Origin of the sequence: Yersinia sp. 1252 StPb PI, from assembly GCF_048593885.1 — a bacterium.
GTDB lineage: Bacteria > Pseudomonadota > Gammaproteobacteria > Enterobacterales > Enterobacteriaceae > Yersinia > Yersinia enterocolitica_E.
Map to the genome: position 1 here is coordinate 1 of NZ_JAZGQE010000054.1, position 26,257 is coordinate 26,257.

The window sequence follows — 26,257 nt, forward strand, 5'->3', positions numbered from 1 at the left end:
CGTTAGCTCAGTTGGTAGAGCAGTTGACTTTTAATCAATTGGTCGCAGGTTCGAATCCCGCACGACCCACCATTATGTCAAGTAATCCCGCACAACCCACCATTATCTTCCAGTTGTCATCATCTCCTCCCGATTTATCTCCCTAGTGTTCTTATCGATTTCCTTTCCATCCTGAATATAACCCCTATAATCCTCTAATATTCTTTCGACGACTCACTTTCCCATCTCATTTTTAACTCCATTAAACATTTTCACCATTATCAGACAATTTTGGGCGACTTTTAGCTGGATATTGGGTATTTTGTTTAGGATAAAAAACAAATCAAGTGTTACTGGCAGCCAGCAACGTTTGCTGACCCTGGAATAACTGGCAACAGAGATGTGAGCGATGAGTGAAACTTTTGATGTGAATGCGGCTATTTATCCATTTCCTCCACGGCCTGTCCTTTTGGATGAAGAGGAAAAAGCCTTTTACCGTGAGAAGATCAAAACACTGCTGAAGCAGCGCGATGCGGTGTTAGTCGCTCACTATTATACTGATCCCGAAATCCAAGCTTTAGCCGAAGAAACCGGCGGTTGCGTCGCCGATTCCCTTGAAATGGCACGATTTGGTAATAACCATCCGGCATCGACATTACTGGTCGCCGGCGTGCGTTTTATGGGAGAGACGGCCAAAATCTTGAACCCTGAGAAGCAAGTGTTGATGCCAACCCTGAATGCAGAGTGTTCGCTGGATTTAGGCTGCCCGGCGGATGAATTTGCCGCATTTTGTGATAGCCATCCAGACCGCACCGTGGTGGTGTATGCCAATACCTCTGCGGCGGTTAAAGCCCGAGCTGATTGGGTAGTGACCTCCAGTATTGCGGTTGAGCTTATTGAGCATCTCGATAGCCTGGGTGAGAAAATTATCTGGGCGCCGGATCGCCATTTGGGTAATTATGTGCAGAAGAAGAGTGGGGCCGATGTATTGTGCTGGCAGGGGGCTTGTATCGTCCATGACGAGTTTAAAACCCAGGCACTGGCTCGCATGAAAGTACTGCATCCTGATGCTGCGGTGTTAGTTCACCCGGAATCACCTCAGGCAGTGGTTGATATGGCTGATGCTGTCGGCTCGACTAGCCAACTGATTCAGGCTGCAAAAACGTTGCCACAGCAAAAACTTATTGTGGCGACTGACCGTGGCATTTTTTACAAAATGCAGCAGGCGTGCCCAGATAAAGAATTATTCGAAGCCCCGACGGCGGGTGAAGGTGCGACGTGCAGAACATGCGCTCACTGTCCGTGGATGGCAATGAATGGTCTCAGAGCGATTGCTGAGGGGCTGGAGCAGGGAGGTGTAATGCATGAGATACATGTCGATGAAGAATTGCGTCAGCAGGCGCTGATACCGCTGAATCGGATGTTGGATTTTGCCAACCAGTTGAAGTTACAGGTCAAAGGCAATGCCTGAGTCGTAAATGACACCAATTGACCTCAATACTTATTATTTCTCCCCAATAAAAGGATTGCCAGATGGATTTCCTCAGTACAAGCAATATATTGGTGCATATTCCGCTGGGTGCGGGGGGGTATGACCTTTCATGGATAGAGGCGATTGGTACCCTGTTTGGGTTACTCTGTATTTGGTTTGCCAGCAAAGAGAAGATAATTAACTATTTGTTTGGCCTGATTAACGTGACGTTATTTGCGGTAATCTTTTTCCAGATTCAGCTCTATGCCAGCCTGCTATTACAGTTGTTCTTCTTCGTCGCCAATATCTATGGCTGGTATGCCTGGAGTAAGCAAACGCCTGACAATCAAGCTGAATTGAAAATTCGCTGGTTATCATTGCCGAAAGCATTGATTTGGGGCGCAGTGTGCGTGGCTGGTATCGCTTTAATGACCTTGCATATTGATACTGTTTTTGCCGGGTTGACCCGTGCCGCAGTGGTGGTGATGCAGCGTTTGGGCGCTAATGTGCAAATGCCTGAACTGCAACCTGATGCATTCCCATTCTGGGATTCCACCATGATGGTGTTATCAATTGTGGCGATGATCTTGATGACACGCAAATATGTTGAGAACTGGCTGATTTGGGTGGTGATTGATGTCATCAGTGTAGCGATTTTCGCCTATCAGGGGGTTTATGCGATGGCTCTGGAATACGTGATACTGACACTGATTGCCCTGAATGGCTCTTGGTTGTGGATGAAGAGCGCGGCAAGAAATCATTCACGTCCGTTATCAACTCAGAGTCACTAGCGGCTAAGTCAGGCCACTGTTTTATCGGGCTTATCTCCGTTGAAACAGTGGCCTTTTGCCCTCAGTGAGGGTGGTAATGGTGCGCGTTGTTACTGGCGGTCTGATTGATACCACAATCGGGTGCGGCGCAATGCTGATATTCCATTTGAATGGTGGCATGCCCAATATTGTAGTGATGCAGTAAATGGTGCTGGATACGATGCAATAATTCATCGTTATCCCTCGGAGGGATCACTTGCACATGCAGTGTCATTAGCCGTTTTTCGCCAACTTGCCATAAGTGAACATGATGAACGTCCCTCACTTCATATATGCTGGCGCATAAGTCTTTGCGCAATTTGGTGATATCAATCTCTTGCGGCGCGCCCTCTAACAGTTCGTGAAAACTCTCTTTCAGCAGCCGCCAGGCGCTGCGGAGCACCAACACTGAGACCAATACCGACAATATCGGATCAATAGGTGTCCAGCCGGTAGTCAGAATGACCACGGCAGCCACTATCGCCCCAACGGAACCTAATAGATCTCCCAGCACATGTAAGGCTGCGGCGCGCACATTGATATTCTTTTCTTCCTCGCCACGATGCAGTATCCAGAAGCAGAAAATATTTGCACATAATCCGGCGATGGCGATGAATAACATCGGCATCCCCATCACTTCATGGGGAGAAAAGAAACGCCGTACCGCTTCCCAGACTATCAATACCACAATCAACAATAATGCCGCCGCGTTGACGAACGCTGCCAGTGTGGTCAGGCGCAAATAACCAAAGGTATGGCGAGAGTCAGGTTTCCGCTGAGAGAAATGAACTGCCATCAATGCGATAAATAATGCGGCCGAGTCTGTCAGCATATGTCCGGCATCCGCCAATAATGCCAGCGAACCCGATAGCCAGCCACCAATGGCTTCCACCACCATAAACAGAGTGGTAACCACAAAAGCTATCAGTAGGCGTTTGCTGTTGCTGTCTTGGGGGAAAAATGAAGATACAGCCATAGTTATCCTTGGACCATAAGATGTGTGCACAGAACTGTCGATTTATGTTAGCTCTGACAGGGTTTGATTCAAACCTTTAATCAACTGTGCTAATAGATTCTGCAGTTTAGTATAGGCCGCAGGAGCGATTTTGCCTTGCTGGCATTGGCTAATTAACTGCTGGCATAATGCGGCACCTGCGGCATTTTGCAATATCAGAAAACTGCCCTTAATGCGGTGTAATACCTGTGCACGGGCCGCTAGCGACTGTGGTACCAGTGCAAGTTGTTGGCGGTCATGCACCATGGAATCAAGCAGCGTCACCACTAATTTGCGCACCATTTTTGGGTCCTGATTACCCAATCGTAATAGTATTTCCCGCAGGTTATCGTAAACCGGTTGCTCTGTGGCCATAACGGTTTGTATGCGTAATACCCGCTCAATATCACTGAGTGTCACCGGTTTGGTCAGCCAATGGTCGATAACGATATTCCCAGGCCGGATACGGGTAAATTCTTGTACATCGGCTGAGCAAAGGATGATTTTTACCGCTTTAGACTGAGATGGGCGCTCTTGTCGGCGAATGATTCGCGCCAGGGTAAAACCATCCAGAGTGGGCATATTGTAATCGACAAACAGCACATCGAACGGTTGCTGAAAATGAGCGTGTAATAGCTGGCGGGCATTATCAAACAGCTCGGATTCAATACCAAAATGCCTGAGCTGTTGTTGCATCAACAGGAGGTTACTCGGGTGGTCATCAACCATCGCGACACGAAGAGGATACAGGCATAACGTGTCCGTAATTTCTGTCGCGGGCCTCAGGATTGACGGCGATACCGTCTCCATGGCAAGCAATAATTTGATGGTGACCACGGTGCCTTTATTCAGCTCTGAGGCCAGGCTGATAGTGCCATTCATTCGGTCAATAAGCTCTTTGCAGATCGATAAACCCAAACCACTGCCTGGGATCATCAGATTGTTGCTGGTCTCAACCCGATAAAAGGGCTGGAACAGGTGGGGTATTTCCGCAGCGGCTATTCCGCAACCACTGTCCTCCACCTGCAATATCAACTCTCCTTGCCCTTCGTGCTGCGGTTGCCACGCCATCCGAACATTAATTTCGCCTTGGCGGGTAAACTTAATGGCATTGTTAATTAGATTGTTCATGACCTGAAGTAAGCGACCGCCATCAAGCAGAACTGTTTCAGGTAAGTTATCACTGTAACTGACATTTAAGGTTATCGGCCGCATACCCAACAGCGGTTGATAAACCGCGCGAATATGATTAATCCAAGGAATCAATGCAGTAGGTTGTGGTAAAAGCTGTAATGAGCCAATTTCTAACTTGGCATAATCTTGTAGGTCATTGAGTAGGCTTAATAACGATGATGCTGAGCTGTAAATAACGGGCAAATTGCCCTGCGCGGTAGTGTTTTTTTTAAGCTCCAGTTCCAACAAACCAAGGATGGCATTCATTGGTGTTCGTAGCTCATGGCTGATAGTTGCCAGAAATTTACTTTTCATCTGATTAGCGGTTTCGGCTTGCAGGCGCGCCTGTTCCAAGACTTCTCGCTCACGTCGCTCTTTGCGCCGCTGAATAAAACGGCGGACCATCACCACCAAGAGCAGTATCAACAGCCCGCCAAGGGCGCTAAACAACCAGGTGGCAGGGGGCATCATGCGATTTTCATTTACCGCATCAATAATATTGCGAGGATCGGATACCCATTCATCACGCAGTGATTGCAGGGTGGCGGGGGGGATTTGTAGCAAGTTTTTATTGAGAATCGACAGCAGTAACGGCGAGTGTTGCGCGACGCCAAAGGCCAGTGGATAAGCAATGTTATCTGCCGCAAATGCCAGTTTGATGACCCCGGAATAGCGGGAAAGAACCATAAAATTGGCGGAGATGACATTATCTATCAGCCCGTCCAACTGCCCATTAGCCAGTGCATCATACATTGCCTTACGGTTAGCAAAGACAGTGGCCAAGGTCTGGGGGGGGATCAGTTGCTGACCTAAATCCCCTTCCACCACACCGAGACGCTTGCCAGATAGATCTCCCCACGTTGAGACATTATGGGTGAACGCGTTGGTATACACCCCCCACAAGGCACGGTGAATTGGCATCGAGCTGTCATATTGCGCTTTGAAACCACCGGCTAGCGGCAGTAAAGCCCGCATCATGGCCTTATTTTGTTGCACCAGTTGATCGGCCAACCGTGGGTTACTGCTCCAGACCGGCGAAAATTGCAGGCCAGTATTTTGTGCAATGGTATTGAGAATATCGACAATATAGCCGCGTGGTTGTTTATCGCGGCCACGATAAGTAAAGGGATAGTCATCATCGATGGCGGCGTAATACACCACGGGATGGGCCTTAACCCATTCTTGCTCCATGCGGGTAAGATCAGCATTACCGGTATCGAGATAGCTGGGGATTTTTTTACTCCAGCGGCCCTGAATGGTATTAAGAACGTCCATAGGGACGTTGCTGATAACGTGATCAAGCGTCTCTATCAATGCCGGATTGGTTGCCGCAAACACCAAAGAGAGACTGCCGGGCTTTATATCATTCTCAACCTGATAAATTTGCCCCAGTTGCAGTTGATCAATAATAAAGCTGGCACTGGTTTCATCGGCAATAAAATAGTCATTCAGACCGTTTAATAAGGAGTAAATGGCTTGCAGATTATTATCAAACAGCTGGTTATGCGGGGTTTTATTCTGAATTTCATCGACCAACTGCATACCGGCCATTTTACTAATAGCAATGCGCGCATCAGCCGAGTTTAACATTACCTGACGGCTATTTTGGCGGCTACGTAACACCAGTAACTTACTGATATAATAAGGTTTTGATATATATAAGTTGGGATTTAATGCGCTGCGAGGTAAACCAAACAGTAGGTCGATATCACCTTGTTTTAATGCCTGATTCAGGGTTGTGGCGTCGGAGAAGCCTATCACCTCCACATTGGCACCAGTTGCTTGCTTAATATAGTTAAGGTAATCGGCATTCAGACCGTACAGGTCACCATCGACAATAATATTATACGGGCTCACATTGTCGTTGAGGATGCCAACCCGCAAAGTGGCATTACGCCATGGATTATTAGGTGTGATAAACGGTGTGCTGGCCGGTATGTTCAAGCTGCTAACTAAATTGTAGTGCAAAGTAGAGGTCGCTTGTGCGGGTAGCAGCAGGCAGAATTGGACAATGAATAGCAATACTAACCCGCATTTTCTCATGGTTGTAGCTCGTTAAATACGGCAATTAATGCCAGTAAATTTGCTGCACCGGTTTTATTGAGAATATTTTTCTTATGTGTGCTGACAGTTTTATTGCTGATATTCAGTAACTCAGCAATATGTAAATTAGAATGGCCTTTACTGAGTAATCCCAATATTTGCAGCTCTTTCTGGGTTAAATGGTATTTTTCATCGTTAGGTGTGCCGCTATCCAGCGTACTGGCGGGGAATACTCGTTGGCCGGCAATAACGGCATCAATGGCTTGCAATAGGTTATCCATCGGCTGCCCTTTATGCATAAAACCCTGTGCCCCAGCGGAATAAGCCATTTTGGCATAAACTTCCTCTTCCTGGGCGGTGTAAATCATGATGGACTGCTGTGGATAGTGGCGGCGGATTTTGCGTAAAAACTGCAAACCGTCAAGCTGTGGCAAACTGATATCCAAAATTAACAGATCAAAGTGATATTCCGCCAATAAGGCCAAAGCCTGCTGGTCATCAGCAGCGCAATGCAGATGATAACGTGGTGTCGCGCACATCAGTGCGGCTTCAAGAGCAACATGCACCACAGGGTGATCATCAACTAACAGTAACCTAGGCATAAACCGTATTAACCTTTAGGGATAAGAGGGGGGTGATAACCGAGTATGACTCTTATTAATGATTTTATAACAAATAACAATCCAGATAAAAATTGATGGCTTCATTCAATAAGTTGATACCTAATCGAGTAAACCGCATTATTGCTGTTTATCTGCACAGAACACCAAATGTAATAAAGTAGATTTACAGCGTTCAATTCACCAGCTAGATTGGTTCAACTAGATTGGTACCGATAGACGTTGTGCGATGACCGTCACAAGACTTAATGGAAGAACTATGAATTACCTGAATGATGACCTACGGATTAATGAAATTAAGGAACTCCTGCCCCCTGTTGCTTTGTTAGAGAAGTTTCCAGCCAGTGAGAACGCAGCAGAAACGGTATCCAAGACCCGCACAGCTATTCATAACATCCTGCGAGCCCAAGACGACCGTTTGTTGGTTGTCATCGGTCCATGCTCTATTCATGATACCCAAGCGGCCAAAGAGTATGCGGCCCGTTTGCTAACCCTGCGTGAAGAACTGCAAGGCGAGCTTGAAGTGGTGATGCGGGTTTATTTTGAAAAACCGCGTACCACGGTGGGTTGGAAAGGTCTGATTAACGATCCGCATATGGACGCTAGCTACGACATCAATGACGGTCTGCGTATCGCGCGTAAGTTATTGTTAGATATCAACGAGAGCGGGCTGCCAGCCGCGGGTGAGTTTTTGGATATGATAACCCCGCAGTATTTGGCTGACCTGATGAGCTGGGGTGCCATCGGCGCCCGTACCACTGAATCTCAGGTTCACCGTGAGCTGGCTTCAGGTCTGTCTTGCCCGGTTGGATTTAAAAATGGCACAGATGGCACTATCAAGGTCGCTATCGATGCCATTAATGCGGCCAGTGCGCCGCACTGCTTCCTGTCAGTGACCAAATGGGGTCATTCAGCGATTGTAAATACCGCCGGTAACGACGATTGTCATATTATTCTGCGTGGTGGCAAAGAGCCAAACTACAGCAGTGCTCATGTTGCTGCGGTTAAAGAAGGGCTGAGTAAAGCGGGCCTGGAACCACAGATCATGATTGATTTCAGCCATGCTAATAGTAGCAAGCAATTTAAAAAGCAGATGGATGTCAGTAAAGATGTCTGCAACCAGATTGCTCATGGTGAAAAATCGATTATGGGCGTGATGATTGAAAGCCATTTGGTGGAAGGCAATCAGAATCTGGAAAGTGGCGAACCACTGACTTACGGCAAAAGTGTCACCGATGCGTGTATCGGCTGGGAAGACACCGAAACGGTATTACGTGAGTTAGCAGATGCCGTAAAAGCGCGCCGCCAATAATAGCGAGCAGGCAAATAAAAACCCCCGGCATTGATCATGTTCGGGGGTTTTTTAATGGTGCTAATCAGGGATGATTACTTCGCTTTGCCTTGGTTGGCAACAGCGGCGGCTTTAGCAGCGATTTCATCAGCGTTACCCAGATAGTAACGTTTGATTGGTTTGAAGTTTTCATCAAACTCATACACCAAAGGTACGGCAGTTGGGATGTTCAGCTCAAGAATTTCATCTTCGCTCAGGTCATCCAGATATTTTACCAATGCTCGCAGAGAGTTACCGTGGGCGGCGATAATGACACGCTCACCACTGACAATGCGGGGTTTGATCACTTCATTCCAGTAAGGAATAACACGTTCGATGGTCAGCGCCAGACTTTCTGTGGTTGGCAATTCTGCATCGGTAAGCTTTGCGTAACGTGGGTCATTGCCAGGGAAGCGCTCATCGCTTTTTTCCAGCGCAGGTGGGGTGATAGCAAAACCACGACGCCACAATTTAACTTGCTCGTCGCCATATTTGGCCGCAGTTTCTGATTTATCCAGACCTTGCAGTGCGCCGTAATGACGCTCATTCAGTTTCCAGGTTTTTTCTGTTGGCAGCCAGGCCTGATCCAGTTCATCCAGCACACTCCACAAGGTGTGGATAGCACGTTTCAGTACTGAGGTATAAGCAAAATCAAACGCGAAACCTTCGTCTTTTAACAGCTTGCCGGCCGCTTGTGCTTCTCCACGGCCTTTCTCAGATAAATCAACATCATACCAACCGGTGAAGCGGTTTTCATTGTTCCACTGACTTTCGCCGTGTCGTACCAGAACCAGCTTAGTTACTGCCATAGCGTTAACTCCTTTAATGTGAAACTCAATCTCTATACCCGTCGGACTTGAAGACGCTGTCTAACCACGCTATTACCGGAGGGTATAGATTAATATTCAATGATAACTATTATCATTATATTGCGGGATTGCCGCCAACAGCAATGGTTTGTGTTTAACCATAGCCAATTTTTTAGCGGAAGTTAAGCTCATTGGGGTTCCCTCGCTTACCGCCTTCCTGGATCTTGATATTTATTAGGTATCGGTTTATATCCAATTAAAAAAGGGGTACTAAATACCCCTCCGGCTGCGGGGATTAGGCGGCTTTCTTCAGGCAGGTACTCATAAAGGTTTTACGCTCATCACCTTTTAATGCTTTGGCCGCTGCGTCGGCATTGCAGCTTTTCATTTTCTGCTGTTGTGGCGTCAGGGCTTTTTCATCGGGATGAATCTGCGCTTTCAGGCATTGGCTCATAAACTTCTTCCGATCATCGCCTTTCAGTGATTGGGTCGTTGCCTGCTGATTACAGTCAGTCATCTTCTTCTGTTGTGCGGCCTGAGCGGGTGACGGTGTTTTCGCCGTATCTGCTGCCATCACATTGACACTAAGCAGTAATCCCGCACAGAGTAACCATAGGGTAGTTAGGCGCATAAACATTCCTTAAATAATGTTGAGGGTCGGAAAGGGCGGGAAACAGGTCAGTATCACCGCAGATAGATGCTGTTAAGCGTAGTCGGCAGTGCTCAATATGGGTAGTTATCCCCGTCATCTTTCAAACAGCGTTCAAATCGGTTCCCGACCGATTTGTCACCCGAATCACTGACTTATGTCAGCTCATCGGGATCTCGTCTTCCTGCATCTTGAAATCTGTTGGGTATATAGCGTTATAGCGCGATAAAGTGATAAACCGTGGTGGCGCGGTAGGTTTTCCCCGGTTTTAGCCAGCAATCAGGTTGTGGCCATTCGGGGTGGTTAGGGCTATCAGGTAGGAATTCACTTTCCAGCGCTACGCCGGTGTAGCTGGCGTAAGTGCCCCCTTTGCGGGCCGGTGTTCCGCCAAGGAAGTTACCACTATACAACTGCAACGCAGGTGCGGTGGTATAAACACTCATTTGGACCCGGTTATCAGATGACCACAGATGAGCCGCCGGGCTTTCCGTTGCACCGCAAGTACGATGGAGCAGGTAAGCATGATCATAGCCTTTAACCCGCTGCTGACAACGGTCTTGCAGGAAGTCGCGTGCCAGCGTTTTTGGTTGTCGGAAATCCATACCGGTTTTCTCAACATTGGCCAATCCGCCGCTTGGGATCCCCTCACTATCAACCGGTAAGTAACGATCCGCAAATAACTGCAACCGATGCGCCCGCACGTCCAGCCCTTCACCATCAAGATTAAAGTAAGCATGATTGGTCAGATTCACCGGACAGGTTTTATCGACCTGGGCCTGATAGTGGATCTCCAATCGGTTATCTTCCGTCAACAGATATTGCACTTCGGCGGTCAGATTACCGGGGAAGCCCTGATCACCATCAGGTGAGTGCAGTTGATAAGTCACCTGCCTCTCATCCTGCTTAACCTTTTGCCAGCGGCGAGCATGGAAACCTTCTGGACCACCATGCAGTTGGTTAGGTCCCTGATTAGGTAACAAATTGAGGGTTTGACCCTCCACCGTGATTTGGCTGTTAGCAATGCGGTTGGCATAGCGGCCAACGGTGGCACCAAGATAAGCGGCTTGACGTAGGTAGTCTGCGGGGGTCTGGCAGCCCAGCAATAGCTCGCGCTTTTCGCCATCGGTCAGCGGCAGGACCGCTGACAGCCAGGTTGCGCCCCAGTCCATCAGCGTTACACTCATACCGGCTTTATTATGCAATTCGGTCAATTCAAAGGGGTGACCATCTGGTGCTAACTGGTCAACACTGCTTGATGATGCAGCGTCGTTTTTCAGCATAAACCCGCTCCTTGTGAAGCCTGACATACGTAGAAAGTCTCTTTCCTACCGCCGCTATGAGCCGGATACTCCTGGGCTACGGCCGCACGAACCTGCTCAACCAGCGATGTTGGCATCAGTGCGACAATGCAGCCACCGAACCCCCCGCCAGTCATACGAACACCACCTTGCTCCCCAATAACGGATTTCACAATATCCACCAAGCTATCGATCGGCGGAACTGTGATCTCGAAGTCATCACGCATCGAAATATGAGACTCCTGCATCAATTGCCCCATCAATTTCAAATCACCGGAGGCCAGGGCATCTGCTGCCGCTAGCGTGCGTTCGTTTTCGGTAATTACATGGCGTGCACGCTTAGCGACGACGGGATCCAGCTCATCCTGAATAGAGAAGAACAGGGTTGGATCCACATCACGCAAGGCTTTAACACCAAAGAAACGGGCGGCAGTTTCACATTGCTGGCGGCGGGTGTTGTATTCGCTATCAACCAGACCCCGTTTCACATTGGAGTTAATGATAACGACCGCAACGTTTTCCGGCATGGCCACGGCACGGGTTTCAAGGGTACGGCAATCGATCAGTAGTGCATGATCTTGTTTACCCAGCGCTGAAATGAGCTGATCCATAATGCCGCAGTTACAGCCAACAAACTGGTTCTCTGCCTCTTGCCCATTCAGCGCCAGATCGACACCGCTAAGGGGTAATTGATAAAGAGACTGCAACGCTTGCCCGACCGCGACCTCAAGTGATGCTGAAGAGCTGAGACCGGCACCTTGTGGCACATTGCCACTGATCACCAGATCTGCACCACCAAAATCGGCATGGCGCAGTTGCAAGTGTTTCACCACGCCGCGCACGTAATCCGCCCAGCGGTATTCGGCATGTGGGACGATTGGCGCATCCAGTGAGAATATATCCTGCTGATTTTCATAATCAGCAGCAATAACACGAATCTGGCGGTCATCACGTTTGCCACAACTGATGACGGTTTCATAATCAATGGCACAGGGCAGCACGAAACCGTCGTTATAATCGGTGTGTTCGCCAATAAGATTGACGCGACCCGGCGCTTTGATAGTGATGTCAGGTTCTTGATTAAACTGTTGGCGGAAAATAGCCTGGGTATGCTGTTTTAAACTCATTATTTGACTCCGGCTTCTCGATAATGAACATCACTTACTGCCCGCAGGTGTTCAGCCGCCTGTTCTGCTGTAAGGTCGCGCTGGGTTTCAGCCAACATCTCATAACCCACCATAAATTTACGTACCGACGCCGAACGCAGCAACGGCGGATAAAAATGAGCATGCAATTGCCAGTGTGTGTTGTCGTCTGCGTTATACGGTGCGCCATGCCACCCCATCGAATAGGGAAAAGAGCACGAGAACAAGTTGTCGTAGCGGCTGGTCAGCTTTTTCAGGGCAATGGCGAGACAACTGCGTTGTTCCATAGAGAGGTCTTCTAACCGCAGCACATGGGCTTTGGGCAGTAATAATATTTCAAATGGCCATGCTGCCCAATAGGGCACTACCGCCAGCCAGTGCTCGGTTTCAACTACCGTCCTGCTGCCGTCACGACGCTCACGTTCAGCATAATCGACCAGCATGGGGGACTGATTTTGCTGAAAATAGTGCTGTTGCAGGCTATCTTCCCGTGCAGCTTCATTTGGCAAAAAACTATTGGCCCAAATTTGGCCATGGGGATGCGGGTTTGAACATCCCATCGCCGCGCCTTTATTTTCAAATACCTGCACCCATGGGTAGGTTTGGCCTAATTCGGCACTCTGTTGCTGCCAGGTCTGAATAACATCTTCCAACGCAGGCAAAGAGAGTTGCGGCAGTGTCTTACTGTGGTCAGGTGAGAAGCAAATAACCCTGCTGGTGCCGCGCGCGCTTTGGCTCCGCATCAAGGGATCATCACTTTGCGGCGCATTAGGTGTATCTGGCATCAGCGCGGCAAAGTCATTGGTAAATACATAGGTTGATGGATAGTCAGGATTGACATCGCCGGTCACCCGAGTATTACCAGGGCACAAGAAGCAATCAGGGTCGTGCGCCGGTAAATTCTCCGTCGCCGGGGCTTCTTGCTGGCCTTGCCATGGGCGCTTGGCCCGATGAGGTGAAACCAGCACCCACTGATCACTTAATGGATTGTATCTACGATGTGGATGATCCACAGGGTTAAAATCAGTCATAACAACACCTTAATCGGGATAGCCCTGAGGATTATTGGATTGCCAATGCCAGGTATCTGCCGCCATTTCATCAAGCGAGCGGCGCACCCGCCAACCCAATTGTGCGGCAGCTTTGCTTGGGTCTGCCCAGTAAGCCGGTAAGTCACCTGCGCGGCGCGGGGCAAAATGGTAGGCCAGCGGCTTGCCACACGCCTTGCTGAATGCCTCGACCACTTGTAAAACACTGCTACCCACGCCGGCACCCAGATTGAAAATATGCACGCCAGGCTGATTGTGTAGTTTCTTCATCGCCGCCACATGACCATCTGCTAAATCGACTACGTGAATATAATCGCGTACCCCGGTGCCATCCGGTGTCGGGTAGTCATTACCGAATATGGCCAGCGACTCACGACGACCAACGGCAACTTGTGCAATAAATGGCATCAGGTTATTCGGGATACCTTGTGGGTCTTCACCCATGGAGCCTGACGGATGTGCGCCAACCGGATTGAAATAGCGCAGAATGGTCATATTCCATTGCGGGTCAGCCAGTTGCACATCTTGCAAAATTTGCTCAACCATCAACTTGCTACGGCCATACGGGCTGGATGGCAAGCCGGTCGGGAAGCTTTCGACATACGGAATTTGTGGCTGATCGCCGTAGACCGTGGCAGAGGAACTGAAGATAAAGTTTTTGACCTGTGCAGCACGCATGGCCTCCAGCAATACTAAGGTGCCGAAGACATTATTATTGTAATATTCCAGTGGCTTACTGACCGACTCACCCACGGCTTTCAGGCCAGCAAAGTGAATGACCGCATGGATAGACTGCTCAGCAAATATTCGGTCGAGTAAAGCGCGGTCACGGATGTCACCTTGATAAAGCTTCGGTGTATAGCCGCTAAGGGCATGTATCCGGGCTAATACGCTGGATTTGCTGTTGCAAAGGTTATCGAGGATGACCGGTTGGTAGCCAGCTTCAATCAATTGCACACAGGTATGGCTACCGATGTAACCGCTACCACCTGTTACCAGAACGTACATAAAAGACTCCTCGAATGACTTTAGTCTAAGAAAGATAGCACGCCATTAGGTGAGAAAAGGTGATCTGTACTCAATAATGGAATCGTTTACATTTAAATTTCTCCCAGTTTAATCCCAGCAAAAGCATAAAGACAGGGGAATAACCAAGGATAGGCAAAAACAAGAGATAAATAGCCGTCACCACATAGATAACTGGATTGGTAGCGTTCTCATCCATTAATTCAGCAGAAATGTCCTGCCTGTTATGTACCGCCCGATTCCAGTTAAGAATGCTAGCCTCGGGTCGGTAGATAACAGGGTAGATAAAGATTAGTGCGATGAATAAAGAGGATAAGTGAAGAACAATAAATGCATCAAATTCAGGGCGAAGTGAAAGGCTACCGCCACCCATAAACGACCACTCCACAGCCATGCCAGGCCGTAAATTAACCCCGCCAATGCGGCGAACACCATCAATAGCGGGCCGCCTGCAATATGTGCTGCGCCAAATAACAGGGCGGTGAGCAGTAGGGCCGGATAGTTACCCAACCACTGACTTAACCTTTGTTGCAAATAGCCACGAAACAGTGCTTCTTCTGCCAGACAAACAAAAAACACATTAGCGACCACAAAGGAACCTATCCATGCCGGGGTGTGCATCTCAATTTTCAGGCCGCCTAAGGCAACAGCCAGCAACAGCAATGCAGGGATACTGACAATCAATACCAGCCAGCTTGCACGGCTCACTGATGGGTGCTTTTTCGCGACAAATAAGGTTGGCAGGCAAGCCAGTAAAATAAAAGGTATTAATGCCTTATCAAGATTGTAATACAGGCTGAAGGGCGCGCTGAGTGGCCCTGTTTTCACTTTATTCAATACATTTAGATTATTAAAACCGGGTACCAGATGCAGAAACAGTACGATTGCTGCCATCACCAGCAGCAATTCCAGTGCGACGGCCGGCCATTTCCGGTGACGATATTTTTTCAGTAGTAGTGCCACAATCAATGTTAGAAGCAAGAATGCGGCTGATGGCAGAGTCAAAACACCGTGATACAAGGCAATTGACAGTGACGACAGCAAGAGAAACAGGGAAAGTACCCGGTTAATTGATAAGAAAAGTAACGAAGCAGCAAGTATGCCCCACATAAATATCCCTTTAATGTTATGCCCGTCATCTTTCAAATCGCAGGTGCGTTGGCCGCTTGATTCGCTCGGCTTATAGGGCTATAGCCCTTTTGAGACTTAGCCTGCGGACTTGCGTACATGCAGTTCAAATCGGCTTATGAGCGGTTTGTCTCTTGCGGCTGGCCTGCACCTGAAATTTATAGGGTATAAATCCTGATGGTGGCTGAATATGTTAACTTTATCGCCGGCGCTGATAGGGGCTGGCAGTAAGAATGATAGCATAAGCCCCCGCCAATAAACGCCGCTTCCGTTGAGGATAGCTCTCATTATCCTCAACGAAATGCCTGAAGAGTTTTAACCTGCTAACTTTTCCTGTTGGTAGTGATAAATATTGCCATCAGGAACAAAGGTCAAACGGTGGGTAATGCATTGTGGTGCATCTTCAGCATGGTGAGAAACGAATAACAGTTGCGTGTCACCTTCACTGATCATTACATCAATAAAACGCCGTACCAATAGGCGGTTAAGCGGGTCCAAACCCTGCAAGGGTTCATCAAGAATCAACAGTGCAGGATGCTTAACCAGTGCTCGGGCGATCAGTGCCAACCGTTGTTGCCCCCAAGAGAGACTGTGGAAGGGCTGATTAGCGGTCACGGCGGAAAAACCGAGTAAGTCTAACCATTGATCGGCTAATTGTTGTTGGCGATCAGACACCGCCTGATAAATACCGATTGAATCGAAAAAACCGGAGAGAATCACGGTACGTAGATTGGTGCTGACGCGGTAATCCAGATGCAAACTACTGCTGACATAACCAATATGGCGTTTAATATCCCAAATGGTTTCTCCACTGCCACGGCGGCGGCCAAACAGTGTCAAATCATTACTGTATCCTTGCGGATGGTCGCCAGTAATCAGGCTGAGTAAAGTTGACTTCCCAGCACCGTTTTGGCCAATAATTTGCCAGTGTTCACCGGGATTAACCTGCCAACTCAGGTTATGAAGAATAGGGCGGTCATTGTATTCAACCACGCCATTACGCAAGATAATTAGTGGCTTATCTGGTGCGAAAGAGGCCTGCTGTTGCGGGTGTTCTGTTTCTGGCAACAACATACCATCAAGGTTTTCACTGTGCGCCAGTTGGGCAATCAATGCCTCGGAAAGAATCTGCTGGCGGGGGCCAGTCTGGGTTAATTGGCAATCTGCCAGCACACCGAGGTATTGCACAAAATCAGGGATATCATCAAAACGATTTAGTACCAGCACCAGCGTGACACCTTGTGCTGAAAGGGTGGATAGCATGCCAGCCAACTGCGTGCGGGCTGTCACATCCAGACCATCAAAGGGTTCATCCAGAATCAACAGATCCGGTTGTGGCATCAGCGCTCGGCACAACAATGTTTTGCGGGTCTCACCAGTAGAAAGATATTTAAAGCGACGCGAGAGTAACTGGCTGATACCAAACTGCTCTGCCAACTGCTGACAACGTTGCGGATCAACGTATTCTTCCTGAATGATCTCTGCGGTAGTACGCCCGGTATCGTCTTCATCTGCGCTGAGTAAATCAGTGTTATTGCGCTGCCACTCTTCGCTGACTAACTGCTGAAGTTGCTCGAACGACAAATGCACGCTGTGGCGAAAATGGTTGTGGCGGCTGCCGCTCAACAGGATTAATTCCCCTGCTAATGCCTTCGCCAACGCGGATTTCCCGCTGCCATTGGCACCGACAAATGCCCAGCTATCACCCGATTGAACATGCAATGCTGGCAGGTTGAGTGTCCGGGTGTCACTCAGGCGAAAACAACCTTGCGATATTTGCAACTCCGACATCATTCTTTCCATATCTTGCAACACAATAAGGGTGTTAGGGATAATCGGAAAGGGGCAAAATGTCAACAGTAAATACTAAGGTTATTTTGCATAACTAAGCTGAATTATTTAGCAAAGTGTAGCGATAATGACCCGATCTGCATTGAATTGAGCAATGACGTGACTACCAATATGCAAATTCAGCTTATGTAATTCGCTGTTGTTTTGTGTCGAACACAAGCTGGCTCCCCCGGTCAAGGTCACGATAACTTCACTGTGATCGTTGCCGGGTTCAATACTGGCTACGGTGCCGGGCAGAGAGTTATCAGCAGCACCCGCCAGTGCCTGATCAGTAACCAGTTTTACCCAAGGGGCTTTGATCAGTGCCAACACTTCTTTGCCCGCCGAAAGTTGCAAGCGATCAGCACTCTGTTGAGTGAGTGCCGCAGATAACCGGGTTTTGCCGTCTGATAATAGGATATTGACGTGTTGTTGAACCTGCTGATGATCCCGCTCAATCAGGGTGCCGAAAAATTGATTACGGGCGCTGGTTTGTAAAGAGAAGCGCGAAATAGCGGCCAATAAACTATCGAGTGGCAGCGAATCATCTTTCAGCGTGTCAAATGCCTTTTGCTGAATCTTGGCGAGCAAATCATAAAGTTGAATTAAACGCTCGCCGTAACGAGTCAGGTGCGCGCCGCCACCGCCTTTACCACCCGTTGCCCGCTCAACCAATATTTCCTCGGCTAAGGTATTCATTTCGTTAATCGCGTCCCAGGCACTTTTATAGCTAATCCCAGCCAGTTTTGCGCCCTGGCTGATGGAACCGGTATGCTGTATTTGTTTCAGTAATGCGATACGCCGGGGATCAGCAAACAACCGTTGCTGAAGTTTTAGGGTAAGAAGAATTTCAGCCTGCATGATTTTTTACTCCGGCGGGAAAGGATTATTGCTATCTAAGTGCTTGTATACACCTGAATCGCACGTTTGGCAGGTTACATTCTTTTGCTGTTAGTTAAAATAACAGGGTTCATTCATCGCTGATATAATTTACAGTAAATGATAGATCCTAGTTATTGTGATAACGTAAGTTATCGCTCAATGAGCAGTAATGAGAGGCTGATATGTTGGATTTATTGAAAAGTCTGGTCTTTGCCGTGGTCATGGTACCGGTGGTGATGGCCGTGATTCTGGGGCTTATCTATGGACTGGGCGAGGTGTTCAACGTCATCTCTAAGACCGGTCACACCAAAGAACGCTCTTAATCTGATTTCTGAATGCCCGGCGCATAGATGCTGGGCATTTTCGTTTTTCTCCCTCATTTCCCCCACTTGTTACCACAGCTCAAGATACCTCACATCTTGCCGATAAACTGCATGACCTGCTTATAATGTTGCGTTATATTCCCATGTATATAGCGATTTCATTAATGCGGAGAACAACATGAAGAATCAATACGGTAACGCCAAGGTTTGGGTAGCGAGTGCAACACTGCTGGCAGCATTTTCCGGCACCACGTTAGCGGCGGACAACATTACAGTGTTTGCTGCGGCTTCATTGACCAATGCATTACAAGATATTGCCGTACAGTATAAAAAAGAGAAGCAGGTTGATGTCGTGGCGTCGTATGCTTCATCTTCAACATTGGCACGCCAGATTGAGCAGGGCGCACCGGCTGATATGTTTATTTCTGCCGATCAGCAATGGATGGATTATGCTATTGATAAACAGCAAATTGTTGCCAATACTCGCTACACCTTACTAGGTAATGAACTGGTATTAATTGCTCCGCAAGACAGTAAAATAGATAAAGTCGTAATCGATAAAAAAACCGACTGGAAGAAATTATTGGATGGTGGCCGTTTGGCAGTGGGCGATCCTGATCATGTTCCTGCTGGGATTTATGCCAAAGAGTCACTGGAGAATTTAGGTGCCTGGTCAACTTTAGCCCCTGAAATGGCGCGGGCCAATAACGTGCGCAGTGCAATGGCACTGGTCGAACGGGCAGAAGCGCCGCTGGGTATTGTCTATGGTTCAGATGCGATAGCCAGTAACAAAGTTAAGGTTGTGGGGATATTCCCGGAAGCAAGTCATAAGCCGGTTGAATACCCGATGGCAATTGTTAAAGGCCATGAAAACCCGACCGTGAGTGCTTTTTATGATTACCTGAAAAGCCCAGCCGCGGCAGTTATTTTCAAAAATTATGGATTTACCCCACGCTAATGATATTGAGTGAAGATAATTATTAGTGTTGAATAACATCCGGTAACATCGAATGAATCACGCTAAGCCCTGCAATTGCGGGGCTTTGTGTTTATTGGCATCTAACAACATTGATTGACAGCGAATAATAAACCGGACAAGCTACCGGACAAATAAACGGTTATCCGGTGGCCTCATGAAGTTAACTGATACCAAAGCCCGCAACGCTAAACCTCAAGAAAAAGCCTATCAATTGCAGGATGGTAACGGCCTGTACTTGGATGTGCGCCCCTCGGGTGTAAAGACATGGCGTTATCGCTACTGGATCACGCCTACAAAGGACGGACGCTATACTATCGGGAGTTACCCTGCCGTATCGTTGGCCGAAGCTCGTCGAGTTCGTGAGTGGGCTAGGGAGCAGGTAAAAAACGGCCTTGTTCCCAAGGAAGCAAAAGCAACAGAACGTGACATTGCGAAGGCTGAAAACGCAAACACATTCGAAATAGTGGCCAGAGAGTGGATGGCTAAAAAGTGGGATAACTGGTCAGAGAATACAAAAAGCCAAATAACCGGCTTTATGAATAATGATATTTTCCCTGCTATTGGTTCTATGCCAATGCGAGAAATTAACGCCTCGCATATATTAAAAATAATCAGAGATCTAGAGAGTCGTGGAGCGATTTCTGTTGCGGTTAAAACTCGCCAGTGGTGTTCTGCTATTTTTTGTTATGGCGTCGCCACTTTACGTGCTGATTCTGATCCGGCTGCGGCACTTAAAGGAGCGATTATCACCCCTAAAGTTGTTCATTCCAGATCACTAACTGGGGATGAATTACGTGATTATTATATGCGTCTGGAGGGATATGTTGGCAATCGAGCAACTATTATTGCGCTAAAAATGTTGCCATTGGTGTTTGTGCGCCAAGTGGAATTGCGCTCTGCTGAGTGGTCGCATATTGATTTTGATAATGCAGAGTGGGTTATCCCTTCAGGGCTAATGAAAATGCGCCGCGTCCACCGAGTTCCTCTATCAGCACCTGTGCTATCTCTGCTTAATGAGTTGAAAGAATTAACAGGTAAACGTCGCTGGCTTTTCCCAAACACAAGACTGGACACCTTCATGGGGGCATCGACTTTAAACTGGGCTATTGCGCACATGGGGTATGGTCGAAAGGTTATAACAACTCACGATTTCCGCGCTACAGCTTCAACCAGGTTGCATGAAATGGGATATCGGCATGAAGTTATCGAGCGGCAGCTAGCACACGTTGAAAAAAACCGTGTGTCAGCCGCATACAATCACGCCGAGTACATGCCAGAGAGACGGCAGTTAATGGAAGAGTGGGGCCAGTGGGTTACTGGCCTGATTGCTTCTGATTCTCCACAATAAGGTTATCAATCCATTCCTGAATCACCGTTGACGGCCAACGAGAGTTGCGCCCGTCTTTAACTGGTTTTGGGAATGTCCCTTCTTTGATGCGCAGGTAGATGGTTGTACGGTCATACCCTACAGCCTTTTCTACCCGTTCAATTGTCAATAATTCACATGTGATCATAATTAGCCGCCTTGCTTATCTGTAGGGTAAAACATTGGTGAACACTCTGACGGATAACCCGCCTTCCGGATCGCTATAGAGCACATAGCAATGGCGGCGTTGAAATGGTTCGCGGCGTTCAGATCCTCACCCTCAAGCCCTTCGATATCAATCATGGGCGGGAGCTTAACCGGCACCATCTCCGCCTTTTTTGTTGAGTCAGTGAGCGTTATGCCGCGAGAGGCTCCACGCCTTACATTGATAGCCCCTTTCTTTTTCAGTGCAGCAATATGGACACTGGCAGCATTTGGGGATTTAAACCCCATTTCGTCAGCAATTTCGGTCATTGTTGGGGCCATGCCATGCATGCGGATGTATGCCTTAATCAAATCCAGAACTTCCCGCTGCCTCAAAGTTAAGTTACTCATATCACACCGCCCCTATCGCTTTCTGAACCACTCGATAGCCCTTTTTACGGGGCTGATTAATCGACTTGAAACTTACCGGTGCTACCTTTGGCCTGGCTGGTGGCGCTTCATTTATCCCGTTTCGGATGCGGTACTTTGCTTTGGCTAACCAGTTAAGGTATTTAGTCCAGTCGCACCCATCGTCAACAATCACAGTGGCTCGCACTTCGGTGTCATGAATATCGGCTTGCTTACCCATTGGTAGCCCCCTTGCGATAGCCAGCTGCCAGAATAGACTTAGCGATATAAGCGAAATTAGGTTTGCCTGGGTGGGCTTTCTCATCATCGTGAAGTACCTCACCGAACAATTCGTTCAGCTCCCCTTCTAAAACTTCATTTAAATTCTTAGGCCAACACTCATAGGGCAAATCCAGACCAACATATGCAGAGATAGAATCAATGGTCAGCACTACCAGCTCTTCGGATGTACGTTCTGGTTTGCGATAACCTGCTTTCCAGATAGCATCGGTCATATCACTAGGGTCGCCGCAGGCCGATTTAATGATGCTAGCCAGTTCAAACACGTTGCTTTCTACCATTGCATGTTCTCCCCCAGCTCACTGGCCACCGCTTCCGGCCCCATATCCTGAATCATTTCACCGAACCGATTAAGGCAAGCGTTAATCCACTGAATACCGCGAGGCTTTAGGGTGGCAATTGTTCCCCAATTAATGAAATAGCCTCTTGGTGTTTTTTCCATCTCCTTCCAGTCTAAAATGGCGTGGTAGCGCTTTATTCGCCGCTCCGCTGACGTCTCATTACCTTCAAGGTATGTACCAATAAAACCGCGTAACGAGGTGCGGTCTATGGCAAAGTCTCCGTATTTATGGCGATATACGGGGCGGCGATGCTTTGCAATCTGGTGATACATGTAGGCTTCGCAAATTAAGTTCAAAACAAATTGCTCATAGTCACAAAGTCGTTTCTGCTGAATTTTTGTCATTACCGTTTTACCTCAGCCAGAACCACCTTATAGGCATGCATGATCAGCGGCGTACGACCGGTAATAATGGTTGTGCGACGAATGAAGCCTTTATTTTTTACCTGAACACTGCCGATACGCAGCAAAACAGCATCCACGCAGCGGTTATGCTGGCGAACATGAGGCAACCAGCTAGTAAGTGTCAGTGATGCGGTTACGCCATGATCGATATAGCTGATATTCATTGAGCCTTCTCCCCATCGTTATTTCCAGATTTCAGACGCAAGGTGAAACCGCCAAACACTGGATGCTGCCAGCGTTTAAGTTTGCCGGTGGGTGGTGTGGACTCATCAAGCAAGGTTTGAGCCGCCGCCATAAATGACTCACGGTGGATCTGCAAATGGCCGCGATCACCATTGGTCAGTCGTGTCGGTAATTTCGAGAACGTAGTCAATCGGCGGCAGGCATCATCTGATAACCCACAAGCCCACGACAGATCAGACACAAGGGCATATTCAGACTGTTCACCAACTGGTGCTTGGTGATTGATCTGCAATGTCTCTGGTGCTGGTGGTGCGATAGCTGCAATCGGTTCGGCTACTGGCTGATACTTTTGAATACCAACAATATCGATCACCGCTTTCATGGTTGCCGATGCGGTTGCCTCAGCCACAACGCGAGCCAGGGAAAGAATGTTATTGTTCATGCTGTTTTCCTGGGGTGCTGGCTGTACTGCGATGCGTGGTTGCTCCAGTTCTTCCTTCATAGCTCGCCATTGTTTAACCATCGACATACGACGGAGGGCGTCATAGCCAGTCGCAAGGCATTGCGAGTGTTCAAAGTCAAGAAAGTATTCCCAGGCATTAGGATTAGTCATATCGTAATGAACGCAACTAACCCCTTGATTCGTAAGGTTGAGCAGATTTGCGCTACGGATGTAGTCCTTCTCTTCGCCCCCGTAAAGCTGCACAAGCATGACGCGAATATCACGACAGACTTCTTTGTGTTCTTTAAGGACTACCACCGCTATTTCACGGCTTCCCATCATTGGATTATTGCTATTGGTGCTAATTAACTGACTCATTTTGTTAGTCCTCATTATCCTGAATAAACCCGCTATGCACCGAAGTGGCCTTTTCATTAGCAATCAGAACGCACTGTTCAAATTCTTCCGCTGTTACCCGTTGCCGTAATGCTTGAATCAAAAAGTGGTCTTTCGAAATATGCAGATTGATATTCCTTTCTTTTTCCTTCTGCCTTAAAACAGATAGCTGCCCGCAAATCTGAGTCCTGATCCAATGCCACGTTTTATGTGCGGTAGTGGCTCGGATATACCAATCACTGGCCTTATCACTGGCTTTAGTTAGTTGTGACTCAATTCTTTCCAGAGTGGCGTTAGCAACATTCAATGCCTCAAGGTGGTCTGTAATCGTCAGTAGCGACCCAACATCAATGCGCTCCTGGTTGTTTGCTTTGCTTATCCCCATCACTTACACCCCTAACTCTTTGTTGTATCGCTGGTGGCTCATGGCCTCCCAGTGCTGCCCGCCGTCTTTCGATAACAACCGCCAGCGGTGGGTAATGCGTAAAGACAGATAGCCATGTTGATACGTGCGGCGAGGGCGAACAGCTCCACGGCGGTACCGGTTTAAAATCTGAGTGGCCCCGATGTAGATCCGAAGCGGGATACGGTTACCTGATAAGGTCATAGTTCTGGTTTCCCCTTGTATTTACCCTGGTCAGAACAGCGTTGGGCATTGCTGGCGCATATGCCTTGCAGCTCTATTGATGGGGCCAGCGGTAAGGCATCACGCCAAACACATGCCGCGCGGCGGTATAGCCCTTTAGCTTCAAGCTCGATTGCTAGGTCGGCTTTTTGGGCGTAATTGTTCATGCCACCACCTGCAATAAAATGCTGTCCGGGTTCTGCAATTTGTCAGTAACGGCATCGAGCATCATTTCTTCCATGACCTGAGCACCCAGCGGGGTTAATTTGCTGGCATCATGGTTTAGCATCGCGCCATACGAGGTGGCTATTTTGCGCTGGCCGTCTGCAATGCCGTATTCAGCACGAAGCTGCTTCTCTACTATTTCTTTCAAACAAAGCTCTATGCTTACCTGTGAAACCTCGACACGAACCATTGCCTTGTTAATGGTCACGTTCGCCCAATCGCCGCCATAATGACGCTGGCAAAAATCCAGATAGGCGAGTGCAATACGCCGTCTGTTTAATTCAATTTTGTTAATTTTGTCTGACATGGCTAATTACCTTTTCTCTGGCTTTGGGCTGAGAGATTCCCCAACCGAAAGGCCATAGTTAATATTTTGTTTTAGTGATTACTTAATTAATAAGGTTTGGTTTTCATCAGCTCAATATGCTGGCTTGACCACTTCTCATATTTCTTCTGCCATTTAAGCATTTCGCGTTGCTTGGCTAACAGGCGACGAATGCGGCGCATACAGCGATTATGGGAGGTTATATATCTTGGTGATGGTTCACCTCTTTCCCAGTGAATACAGCCATCCACTTGTGTGTATTTTTCGCCAACCCGAGAACTAACACCTGCGCGTTTAAATACTTTTTCAGTCATGAAGTGAGCGAGACGATTAATCGCAGTTTCACGGCTAAGGCATTTCTTACGGCGACCATGACGCATAACGAAATAAACAGGTTCCGGTCTTAATTGAAATGCAACCTCGACACCACCATCATCAATTAAATCGAATTCCCACTCTTCGAATCTGGCTGGGTCAACTTTATCAATTTTCATTTGTTAGTGACTCCTGATTTCTTGGCTGTAAATAACGCGCCCTATAATCATAAGTTCGATGAGACTATCACTTGCAATCTCGAAACTTTGATAGAACTGATTGGACGGTAGAACCCAAACATTATTACGGATGAATTGGAGCCGCTTAATCATGAAAATACCATCAAGAAAGAAAGCAAAAATTCCATATTCAAAATAACGCATTGGTGTTGTATCGATAATGACCTTATCGCGACACTCAATTTCACCTGTCATTGTGTCGTCGGGCATTACCACCATGAATCTGTTTTGCTCGATTGGAGTAAACAGGTTCAGGTCATAAGTGCCGCGAGTTCTCTGGATCGGCATAATTTGATTATGAATTACTGGCGTTAAATTACTCATGATTCAACTCCTTGTTCATTTTTCGCGTCATGCTCTTCGAACTGCACGATGTTATGTACCGCCTCCGCCCACCAATACACCTGCAACCGTTGCTGCTCGTTCTCAATCAAAGGAATAACAACTGTCAGCAAATGAAGCGGACCTGCTTTGACGCGTAATAAGCGAGTGCGAGATACATTCTCGCTGGTGTCAGGGATTGGCTTACCACGGCTGCCCATCAGTTCAGCAATCAGGGCCTGAGTCTCTTTGTATGAAGGTGGGTAGATATCATCCTCATCAAGGAGCTGCATGATGCTGGTGAGCTGAATGTTGCTTAACCGGCGCTTAGTTGCCCCCAAGAGAACAATGGCCGATGCTTTATCAAGGCTCTCAGCTTCACCACACCATGACAGCTTGAGCAAATTACCATCGACGGCTAATGCGCTAAATTCAACACGGTATTTTTTAAGCATTGCATACCCCCTGTGCGGGAATACGACCCGCGAATGAAATAACATAATTACTTATCAATTTCCGTCGCGCTTCTTTATAGCTACTGGCAGTTACACGCTTCATTACGGGCTTGGCTTTAACATCAGAGCGTTTAATAGCTGCAAAAATAAATACCGTTAGTATTGTATTAATTTCAAGTTTATTAATACTAACTAGTGTGTTTTTAATAATTGGATGCTGGTTTGCTATTG

The 26,257-nt window shown here is 47.8% G+C and carries 33 protein-coding genes; 6 read left to right on the top strand and 27 right to left on the bottom strand.

Annotated elements, in window-relative coordinates; translation table 11 throughout:
• Positions 1–388: 388 nt before the first annotated feature.
• Both nadA and pnuC read left to right on the top strand, forming a co-directional pair.
• Complete coding sequence (nadA, locus tag V2A85_RS10230; RefSeq protein ID WP_083159576.1) at positions 389–1,450, top strand: quinolinate synthase NadA; 1,062 nt, start codon at positions 389–391, stop codon at positions 1,448–1,450.
• A 62-nt stretch (positions 1,451–1,512) separates the two neighbouring features.
• A complete protein-coding gene (gene pnuC, locus V2A85_RS10235) occupies positions 1,513–2,241 on the top strand; it encodes a nicotinamide riboside transporter PnuC (RefSeq protein WP_420071356.1) in 729 nt (242 codons plus the stop codon).
• A gap of 61 nt (positions 2,242–2,302) precedes the next feature.
• Here the strand turns inward: pnuC and zitB are convergent, their stop codons facing one another.
• Genes zitB through V2A85_RS10250 form a run of 3 tightly spaced genes read right to left on the bottom strand, consistent with a single transcriptional unit; the run spans position 2,303 to position 7,071 of the window.
• Positions 2,303–3,235, bottom strand: a complete 933-nt coding sequence (gene zitB / locus V2A85_RS10240; protein WP_420071357.1) for a CDF family zinc transporter ZitB — start codon at positions 3,233–3,235, stop codon at positions 2,303–2,305.
• Positions 3,236–3,277: 42 nt separating this feature from the next.
• Positions 3,278–6,469, bottom strand: a complete 3,192-nt coding sequence (locus V2A85_RS10245; protein WP_420071358.1) for an ATP-binding protein — start codon at positions 6,467–6,469, stop codon at positions 3,278–3,280.
• Positions 6,466–7,071, bottom strand: a complete 606-nt coding sequence (locus V2A85_RS10250; RefSeq protein ID WP_420071359.1) for a response regulator — start codon at positions 7,069–7,071, stop codon at positions 6,466–6,468. Before V2A85_RS10250 ends, V2A85_RS10245 begins: the two co-directional genes overlap by 4 nt.
• A gap of 277 nt (positions 7,072–7,348) precedes the next feature.
• Between V2A85_RS10250 and aroG the strand changes: the two genes are divergently transcribed.
• Entirely contained in the window at positions 7,349–8,401 is a 1,053-nt protein-coding gene (gene aroG / locus V2A85_RS10255) for a 3-deoxy-7-phosphoheptulonate synthase AroG (RefSeq protein WP_083159568.1), read from the top strand.
• Positions 8,402–8,475: 74 nt separating this feature from the next.
• Here aroG and gpmA read toward each other — a convergent pair whose 3' ends face one another.
• The 9 genes from gpmA to modE all read right to left on the bottom strand — a co-directional run bounded on the left by gpmA (position 8,476) and on the right by modE (position 18,214).
• Entirely contained in the window at positions 8,476–9,228 is a 753-nt protein-coding gene (gpmA, locus tag V2A85_RS10260; protein WP_083159566.1) for a 2,3-diphosphoglycerate-dependent phosphoglycerate mutase, read from the bottom strand.
• Positions 9,229–9,523: 295 nt separating this feature from the next.
• Entirely contained in the window at positions 9,524–9,859 is a 336-nt protein-coding gene (locus V2A85_RS10265; RefSeq protein ID WP_420071360.1) for a PsiF family protein, read from the bottom strand.
• Positions 9,860–10,092: 233 nt separating this feature from the next.
• A complete protein-coding gene (galM, locus tag V2A85_RS10270; RefSeq protein ID WP_083159562.1) occupies positions 10,093–11,157 on the bottom strand; it encodes a galactose-1-epimerase in 1,065 nt (354 codons plus the stop codon).
• Positions 11,151–12,302: a galactokinase gene (gene galK, locus V2A85_RS10275; protein ID WP_083159560.1), complete on the bottom strand. Its 1,152-nt coding sequence runs from the start codon at positions 12,300–12,302 to the stop codon at positions 11,151–11,153. The genes galM and galK overlap by 7 nt, the downstream gene beginning before the upstream one ends.
• Positions 12,302–13,351, bottom strand: coding sequence for a galactose-1-phosphate uridylyltransferase (galT, locus tag V2A85_RS10280; protein ID WP_420071361.1), 1,050 nt, complete (start codon positions 13,349–13,351; stop codon positions 12,302–12,304). The genes galK and galT overlap by 1 nt, the downstream gene beginning before the upstream one ends.
• Positions 13,352–13,360: 9 nt before the next feature.
• A complete protein-coding gene (galE, locus tag V2A85_RS10285; protein ID WP_372558372.1) occupies positions 13,361–14,377 on the bottom strand; it encodes a UDP-glucose 4-epimerase GalE in 1,017 nt (338 codons plus the stop codon).
• A 309-nt stretch (positions 14,378–14,686) separates the two neighbouring features.
• Positions 14,687–15,505: a CPBP family intramembrane glutamic endopeptidase gene (locus V2A85_RS10290; protein ID WP_420071362.1), complete on the bottom strand. Its 819-nt coding sequence runs from the start codon at positions 15,503–15,505 to the stop codon at positions 14,687–14,689.
• Between the two features lie 333 nt (positions 15,506–15,838).
• On the bottom strand, positions 15,839–17,314 hold the full coding sequence (gene modF / locus V2A85_RS10295) for a molybdate ABC transporter ATP-binding protein ModF (protein ID WP_420071372.1): 1,476 nt from the start codon (positions 17,312–17,314) through the stop codon (positions 15,839–15,841).
• Between the two features lie 108 nt (positions 17,315–17,422).
• Positions 17,423–18,214 (bottom strand): molybdenum-dependent transcriptional regulator, encoded by a 792-nt coding sequence (gene modE / locus V2A85_RS10300; RefSeq protein ID WP_420071363.1) that lies wholly within the window; start codon positions 18,212–18,214, stop codon positions 17,423–17,425.
• 203 nt (positions 18,215–18,417) lie between these two features.
• Between modE and V2A85_RS10305 the strand changes: the two genes are divergently transcribed.
• The 3 genes from V2A85_RS10305 (at position 18,418) to V2A85_RS10315 (ending at position 20,885) form a co-directional block, all read left to right on the top strand.
• Positions 18,418–18,558: an AcrZ family multidrug efflux pump-associated protein gene (locus tag V2A85_RS10305; protein ID WP_083159548.1), complete on the top strand. Its 141-nt coding sequence runs from the start codon at positions 18,418–18,420 to the stop codon at positions 18,556–18,558.
• 178 nt (positions 18,559–18,736) lie between these two features.
• Positions 18,737–19,516, top strand: coding sequence for a molybdate ABC transporter substrate-binding protein (gene modA, locus V2A85_RS10310; protein WP_083159546.1), 780 nt, complete (start codon positions 18,737–18,739; stop codon positions 19,514–19,516).
• A gap of 175 nt (positions 19,517–19,691) precedes the next feature.
• Positions 19,692–20,885 carry a tyrosine-type recombinase/integrase gene (locus V2A85_RS10315; RefSeq protein WP_420071364.1) on the top strand — a complete coding sequence of 398 codons (1,194 nt, stop codon included), beginning with the start codon at positions 19,692–19,694 and terminating at the stop codon, positions 20,883–20,885.
• Here V2A85_RS10315 and V2A85_RS10320 read toward each other — a convergent pair.
• The 15 genes from V2A85_RS10320 to V2A85_RS10390 all read right to left on the bottom strand — a co-directional run.
• Complete coding sequence (locus V2A85_RS10320; protein WP_042806437.1) at positions 20,851–21,051, bottom strand: helix-turn-helix transcriptional regulator; 201 nt, start codon at positions 21,049–21,051, stop codon at positions 20,851–20,853. The genes V2A85_RS10315 and V2A85_RS10320 overlap by 35 nt on opposite strands.
• A 2-nt stretch (positions 21,052–21,053) precedes the next feature.
• Positions 21,054–21,458, bottom strand: coding sequence for a hypothetical protein (locus V2A85_RS10325; RefSeq protein ID WP_420071365.1), 405 nt, complete (start codon positions 21,456–21,458; stop codon positions 21,054–21,056).
• A gap of 1 nt (position 21,459) precedes the next feature.
• Positions 21,460–21,696, bottom strand: coding sequence for a hypothetical protein (locus V2A85_RS10330; protein WP_050311088.1), 237 nt, complete (start codon positions 21,694–21,696; stop codon positions 21,460–21,462).
• The gene (locus V2A85_RS10335) at positions 21,689–22,036 is read right to left on the bottom strand and encodes a hypothetical protein (protein ID WP_050144517.1); all 348 of its coding nucleotides are present in this window, start codon (positions 22,034–22,036) and stop codon (positions 21,689–21,691) included. The genes V2A85_RS10330 and V2A85_RS10335 overlap by 8 nt, the downstream gene beginning before the upstream one ends.
• A complete protein-coding gene (locus V2A85_RS10340; RefSeq protein WP_083159323.1) occupies positions 22,030–22,440 on the bottom strand; it encodes a hypothetical protein in 411 nt (136 codons plus the stop codon). Before V2A85_RS10340 ends, V2A85_RS10335 begins: the two co-directional genes overlap by 7 nt.
• Entirely contained in the window at positions 22,440–22,664 is a 225-nt protein-coding gene (locus V2A85_RS10345; RefSeq protein ID WP_411919565.1) for a hypothetical protein, read from the bottom strand. The genes V2A85_RS10340 and V2A85_RS10345 overlap by 1 nt, the downstream gene beginning before the upstream one ends.
• On the bottom strand, positions 22,661–23,503 hold the full coding sequence (locus tag V2A85_RS10350) for a hypothetical protein (RefSeq protein WP_420071366.1): 843 nt from the start codon (positions 23,501–23,503) through the stop codon (positions 22,661–22,663). Before V2A85_RS10350 ends, V2A85_RS10345 begins: the two co-directional genes overlap by 4 nt.
• A 4-nt stretch (positions 23,504–23,507) precedes the next feature.
• A complete protein-coding gene (locus V2A85_RS10355) occupies positions 23,508–23,906 on the bottom strand; it encodes a hypothetical protein (protein WP_226715673.1) in 399 nt (132 codons plus the stop codon).
• A 3-nt stretch (positions 23,907–23,909) separates the two neighbouring features.
• Entirely contained in the window at positions 23,910–24,128 is a 219-nt protein-coding gene (locus tag V2A85_RS10360; protein WP_049611557.1) for a hypothetical protein, read from the bottom strand.
• Complete coding sequence (locus V2A85_RS10365; RefSeq protein ID WP_049525994.1) at positions 24,125–24,313, bottom strand: hypothetical protein; 189 nt, start codon at positions 24,311–24,313, stop codon at positions 24,125–24,127. The genes V2A85_RS10360 and V2A85_RS10365 overlap by 4 nt, the downstream gene beginning before the upstream one ends.
• Positions 24,310–24,678 carry a hypothetical protein gene (locus tag V2A85_RS10370; RefSeq protein WP_420071367.1) on the bottom strand — a complete coding sequence of 123 codons (369 nt, stop codon included), beginning with the start codon at positions 24,676–24,678 and terminating at the stop codon, positions 24,310–24,312. The genes V2A85_RS10365 and V2A85_RS10370 overlap by 4 nt, the downstream gene beginning before the upstream one ends.
• Before the next feature lie 86 nt (positions 24,679–24,764).
• A complete protein-coding gene (locus tag V2A85_RS10375) occupies positions 24,765–25,190 on the bottom strand; it encodes a hypothetical protein (protein ID WP_420071368.1) in 426 nt (141 codons plus the stop codon).
• 3 nt (positions 25,191–25,193) lie between these two features.
• On the bottom strand, positions 25,194–25,574 hold the full coding sequence (locus V2A85_RS10380) for a S24 family peptidase (RefSeq protein WP_420071369.1): 381 nt from the start codon (positions 25,572–25,574) through the stop codon (positions 25,194–25,196).
• Positions 25,571–26,026, bottom strand: a complete 456-nt coding sequence (locus V2A85_RS10385; protein ID WP_420071370.1) for a hypothetical protein — start codon at positions 26,024–26,026, stop codon at positions 25,571–25,573. The genes V2A85_RS10380 and V2A85_RS10385 overlap by 4 nt, the downstream gene beginning before the upstream one ends.
• A partial coding sequence (locus tag V2A85_RS10390) for a host cell division inhibitor Icd-like protein (RefSeq protein WP_420071371.1) occupies positions 26,019–26,257 on the bottom strand: 239 nt, incomplete at its 5' end. The genes V2A85_RS10390 and V2A85_RS10385, both read right to left, overlap by 8 nt.

Bases quoted from the DNA above. Each gene is read 5' to 3' on its own strand.
- pnuC (WP_420071356.1), top strand. From the start codon at position 1,513: ATGGATTTCCTCAGTACAAGCAATATATTGGTGCATATTCCGCTGGGT.
- galE (WP_372558372.1), bottom strand. From the start codon at position 14,377: ATGTACGTTCTGGTAACAGGTGGTAGCGGTTACATCGGTAGCCATACC.
- V2A85_RS10290 (WP_420071362.1), bottom strand. From the start codon at position 15,505: ATGTGGGGCATACTTGCTGCTTCGTTACTTTTCTTATCAATTAACCGG.
- V2A85_RS10265 (WP_420071360.1), bottom strand. From the start codon at position 9,859: ATGCGCCTAACTACCCTATGGTTACTCTGTGCGGGATTACTGCTTAGT.
- V2A85_RS10250 (WP_420071359.1), bottom strand. From the start codon at position 7,071: ATGCCTAGGTTACTGTTAGTTGATGATCACCCTGTGGTGCATGTTGCT.
- V2A85_RS10345 (WP_411919565.1), bottom strand. From the start codon at position 22,664: ATGAATATCAGCTATATCGATCATGGCGTAACCGCATCACTGACACTT.
- V2A85_RS10335 (WP_050144517.1), bottom strand. From the start codon at position 22,036: ATGGTAGAAAGCAACGTGTTTGAACTGGCTAGCATCATTAAATCGGCC.
- V2A85_RS10385 (WP_420071370.1), bottom strand. From the start codon at position 26,026: ATGCTTAAAAAATACCGTGTTGAATTTAGCGCATTAGCCGTCGATGGT.
- zitB (WP_420071357.1), bottom strand. From the start codon at position 3,235: ATGGCTGTATCTTCATTTTTCCCCCAAGACAGCAACAGCAAACGCCTA.
- modF (WP_420071372.1), bottom strand. From the start codon at position 17,314: ATGTCGGAGTTGCAAATATCGCAAGGTTGTTTTCGCCTGAGTGACACC.
- modA (WP_083159546.1), top strand. From the start codon at position 18,737: ATGAAGAATCAATACGGTAACGCCAAGGTTTGGGTAGCGAGTGCAACA.
- V2A85_RS10330 (WP_050311088.1), bottom strand. From the start codon at position 21,696: ATGGGTAAGCAAGCCGATATTCATGACACCGAAGTGCGAGCCACTGTG.
- V2A85_RS10375 (WP_420071368.1), bottom strand. From the start codon at position 25,190: ATGAAAATTGATAAAGTTGACCCAGCCAGATTCGAAGAGTGGGAATTC.
- V2A85_RS10320 (WP_042806437.1), bottom strand. From the start codon at position 21,051: ATGATCACATGTGAATTATTGACAATTGAACGGGTAGAAAAGGCTGTA.
- V2A85_RS10355 (WP_226715673.1), bottom strand. From the start codon at position 23,906: ATGGGGATAAGCAAAGCAAACAACCAGGAGCGCATTGATGTTGGGTCG.
- V2A85_RS10305 (WP_083159548.1), top strand. From the start codon at position 18,418: ATGTTGGATTTATTGAAAAGTCTGGTCTTTGCCGTGGTCATGGTACCG.
- V2A85_RS10365 (WP_049525994.1), bottom strand. From the start codon at position 24,313: ATGAACAATTACGCCCAAAAAGCCGACCTAGCAATCGAGCTTGAAGCT.
- modE (WP_420071363.1), bottom strand. From the start codon at position 18,214: ATGCAGGCTGAAATTCTTCTTACCCTAAAACTTCAGCAACGGTTGTTT.
- V2A85_RS10370 (WP_420071367.1), bottom strand. From the start codon at position 24,678: ATGTCAGACAAAATTAACAAAATTGAATTAAACAGACGGCGTATTGCA.
- V2A85_RS10350 (WP_420071366.1), bottom strand. From the start codon at position 23,503: ATGAGTCAGTTAATTAGCACCAATAGCAATAATCCAATGATGGGAAGC.
- V2A85_RS10380 (WP_420071369.1), bottom strand. From the start codon at position 25,574: ATGAGTAATTTAACGCCAGTAATTCATAATCAAATTATGCCGATCCAG.
- galM (WP_083159562.1), bottom strand. From the start codon at position 11,157: ATGCTGAAAAACGACGCTGCATCATCAAGCAGTGTTGACCAGTTAGCA.
- galK (WP_083159560.1), bottom strand. From the start codon at position 12,302: ATGAGTTTAAAACAGCATACCCAGGCTATTTTCCGCCAACAGTTTAAT.
- V2A85_RS10315 (WP_420071364.1), top strand. From the start codon at position 19,692: ATGAAGTTAACTGATACCAAAGCCCGCAACGCTAAACCTCAAGAAAAA.
- V2A85_RS10340 (WP_083159323.1), bottom strand. From the start codon at position 22,440: ATGACAAAAATTCAGCAGAAACGACTTTGTGACTATGAGCAATTTGTT.
- galT (WP_420071361.1), bottom strand. From the start codon at position 13,351: ATGACTGATTTTAACCCTGTGGATCATCCACATCGTAGATACAATCCA.
- nadA (WP_083159576.1), top strand. From the start codon at position 389: ATGAGTGAAACTTTTGATGTGAATGCGGCTATTTATCCATTTCCTCCA.
- V2A85_RS10325 (WP_420071365.1), bottom strand. From the start codon at position 21,458: ATGAGTAACTTAACTTTGAGGCAGCGGGAAGTTCTGGATTTGATTAAG.
- aroG (WP_083159568.1), top strand. From the start codon at position 7,349: ATGAATTACCTGAATGATGACCTACGGATTAATGAAATTAAGGAACTC.
- V2A85_RS10360 (WP_049611557.1), bottom strand. From the start codon at position 24,128: ATGACCTTATCAGGTAACCGTATCCCGCTTCGGATCTACATCGGGGCC.
- gpmA (WP_083159566.1), bottom strand. From the start codon at position 9,228: ATGGCAGTAACTAAGCTGGTTCTGGTACGACACGGCGAAAGTCAGTGG.
- V2A85_RS10245 (WP_420071358.1), bottom strand. From the start codon at position 6,469: ATGAGAAAATGCGGGTTAGTATTGCTATTCATTGTCCAATTCTGCCTG.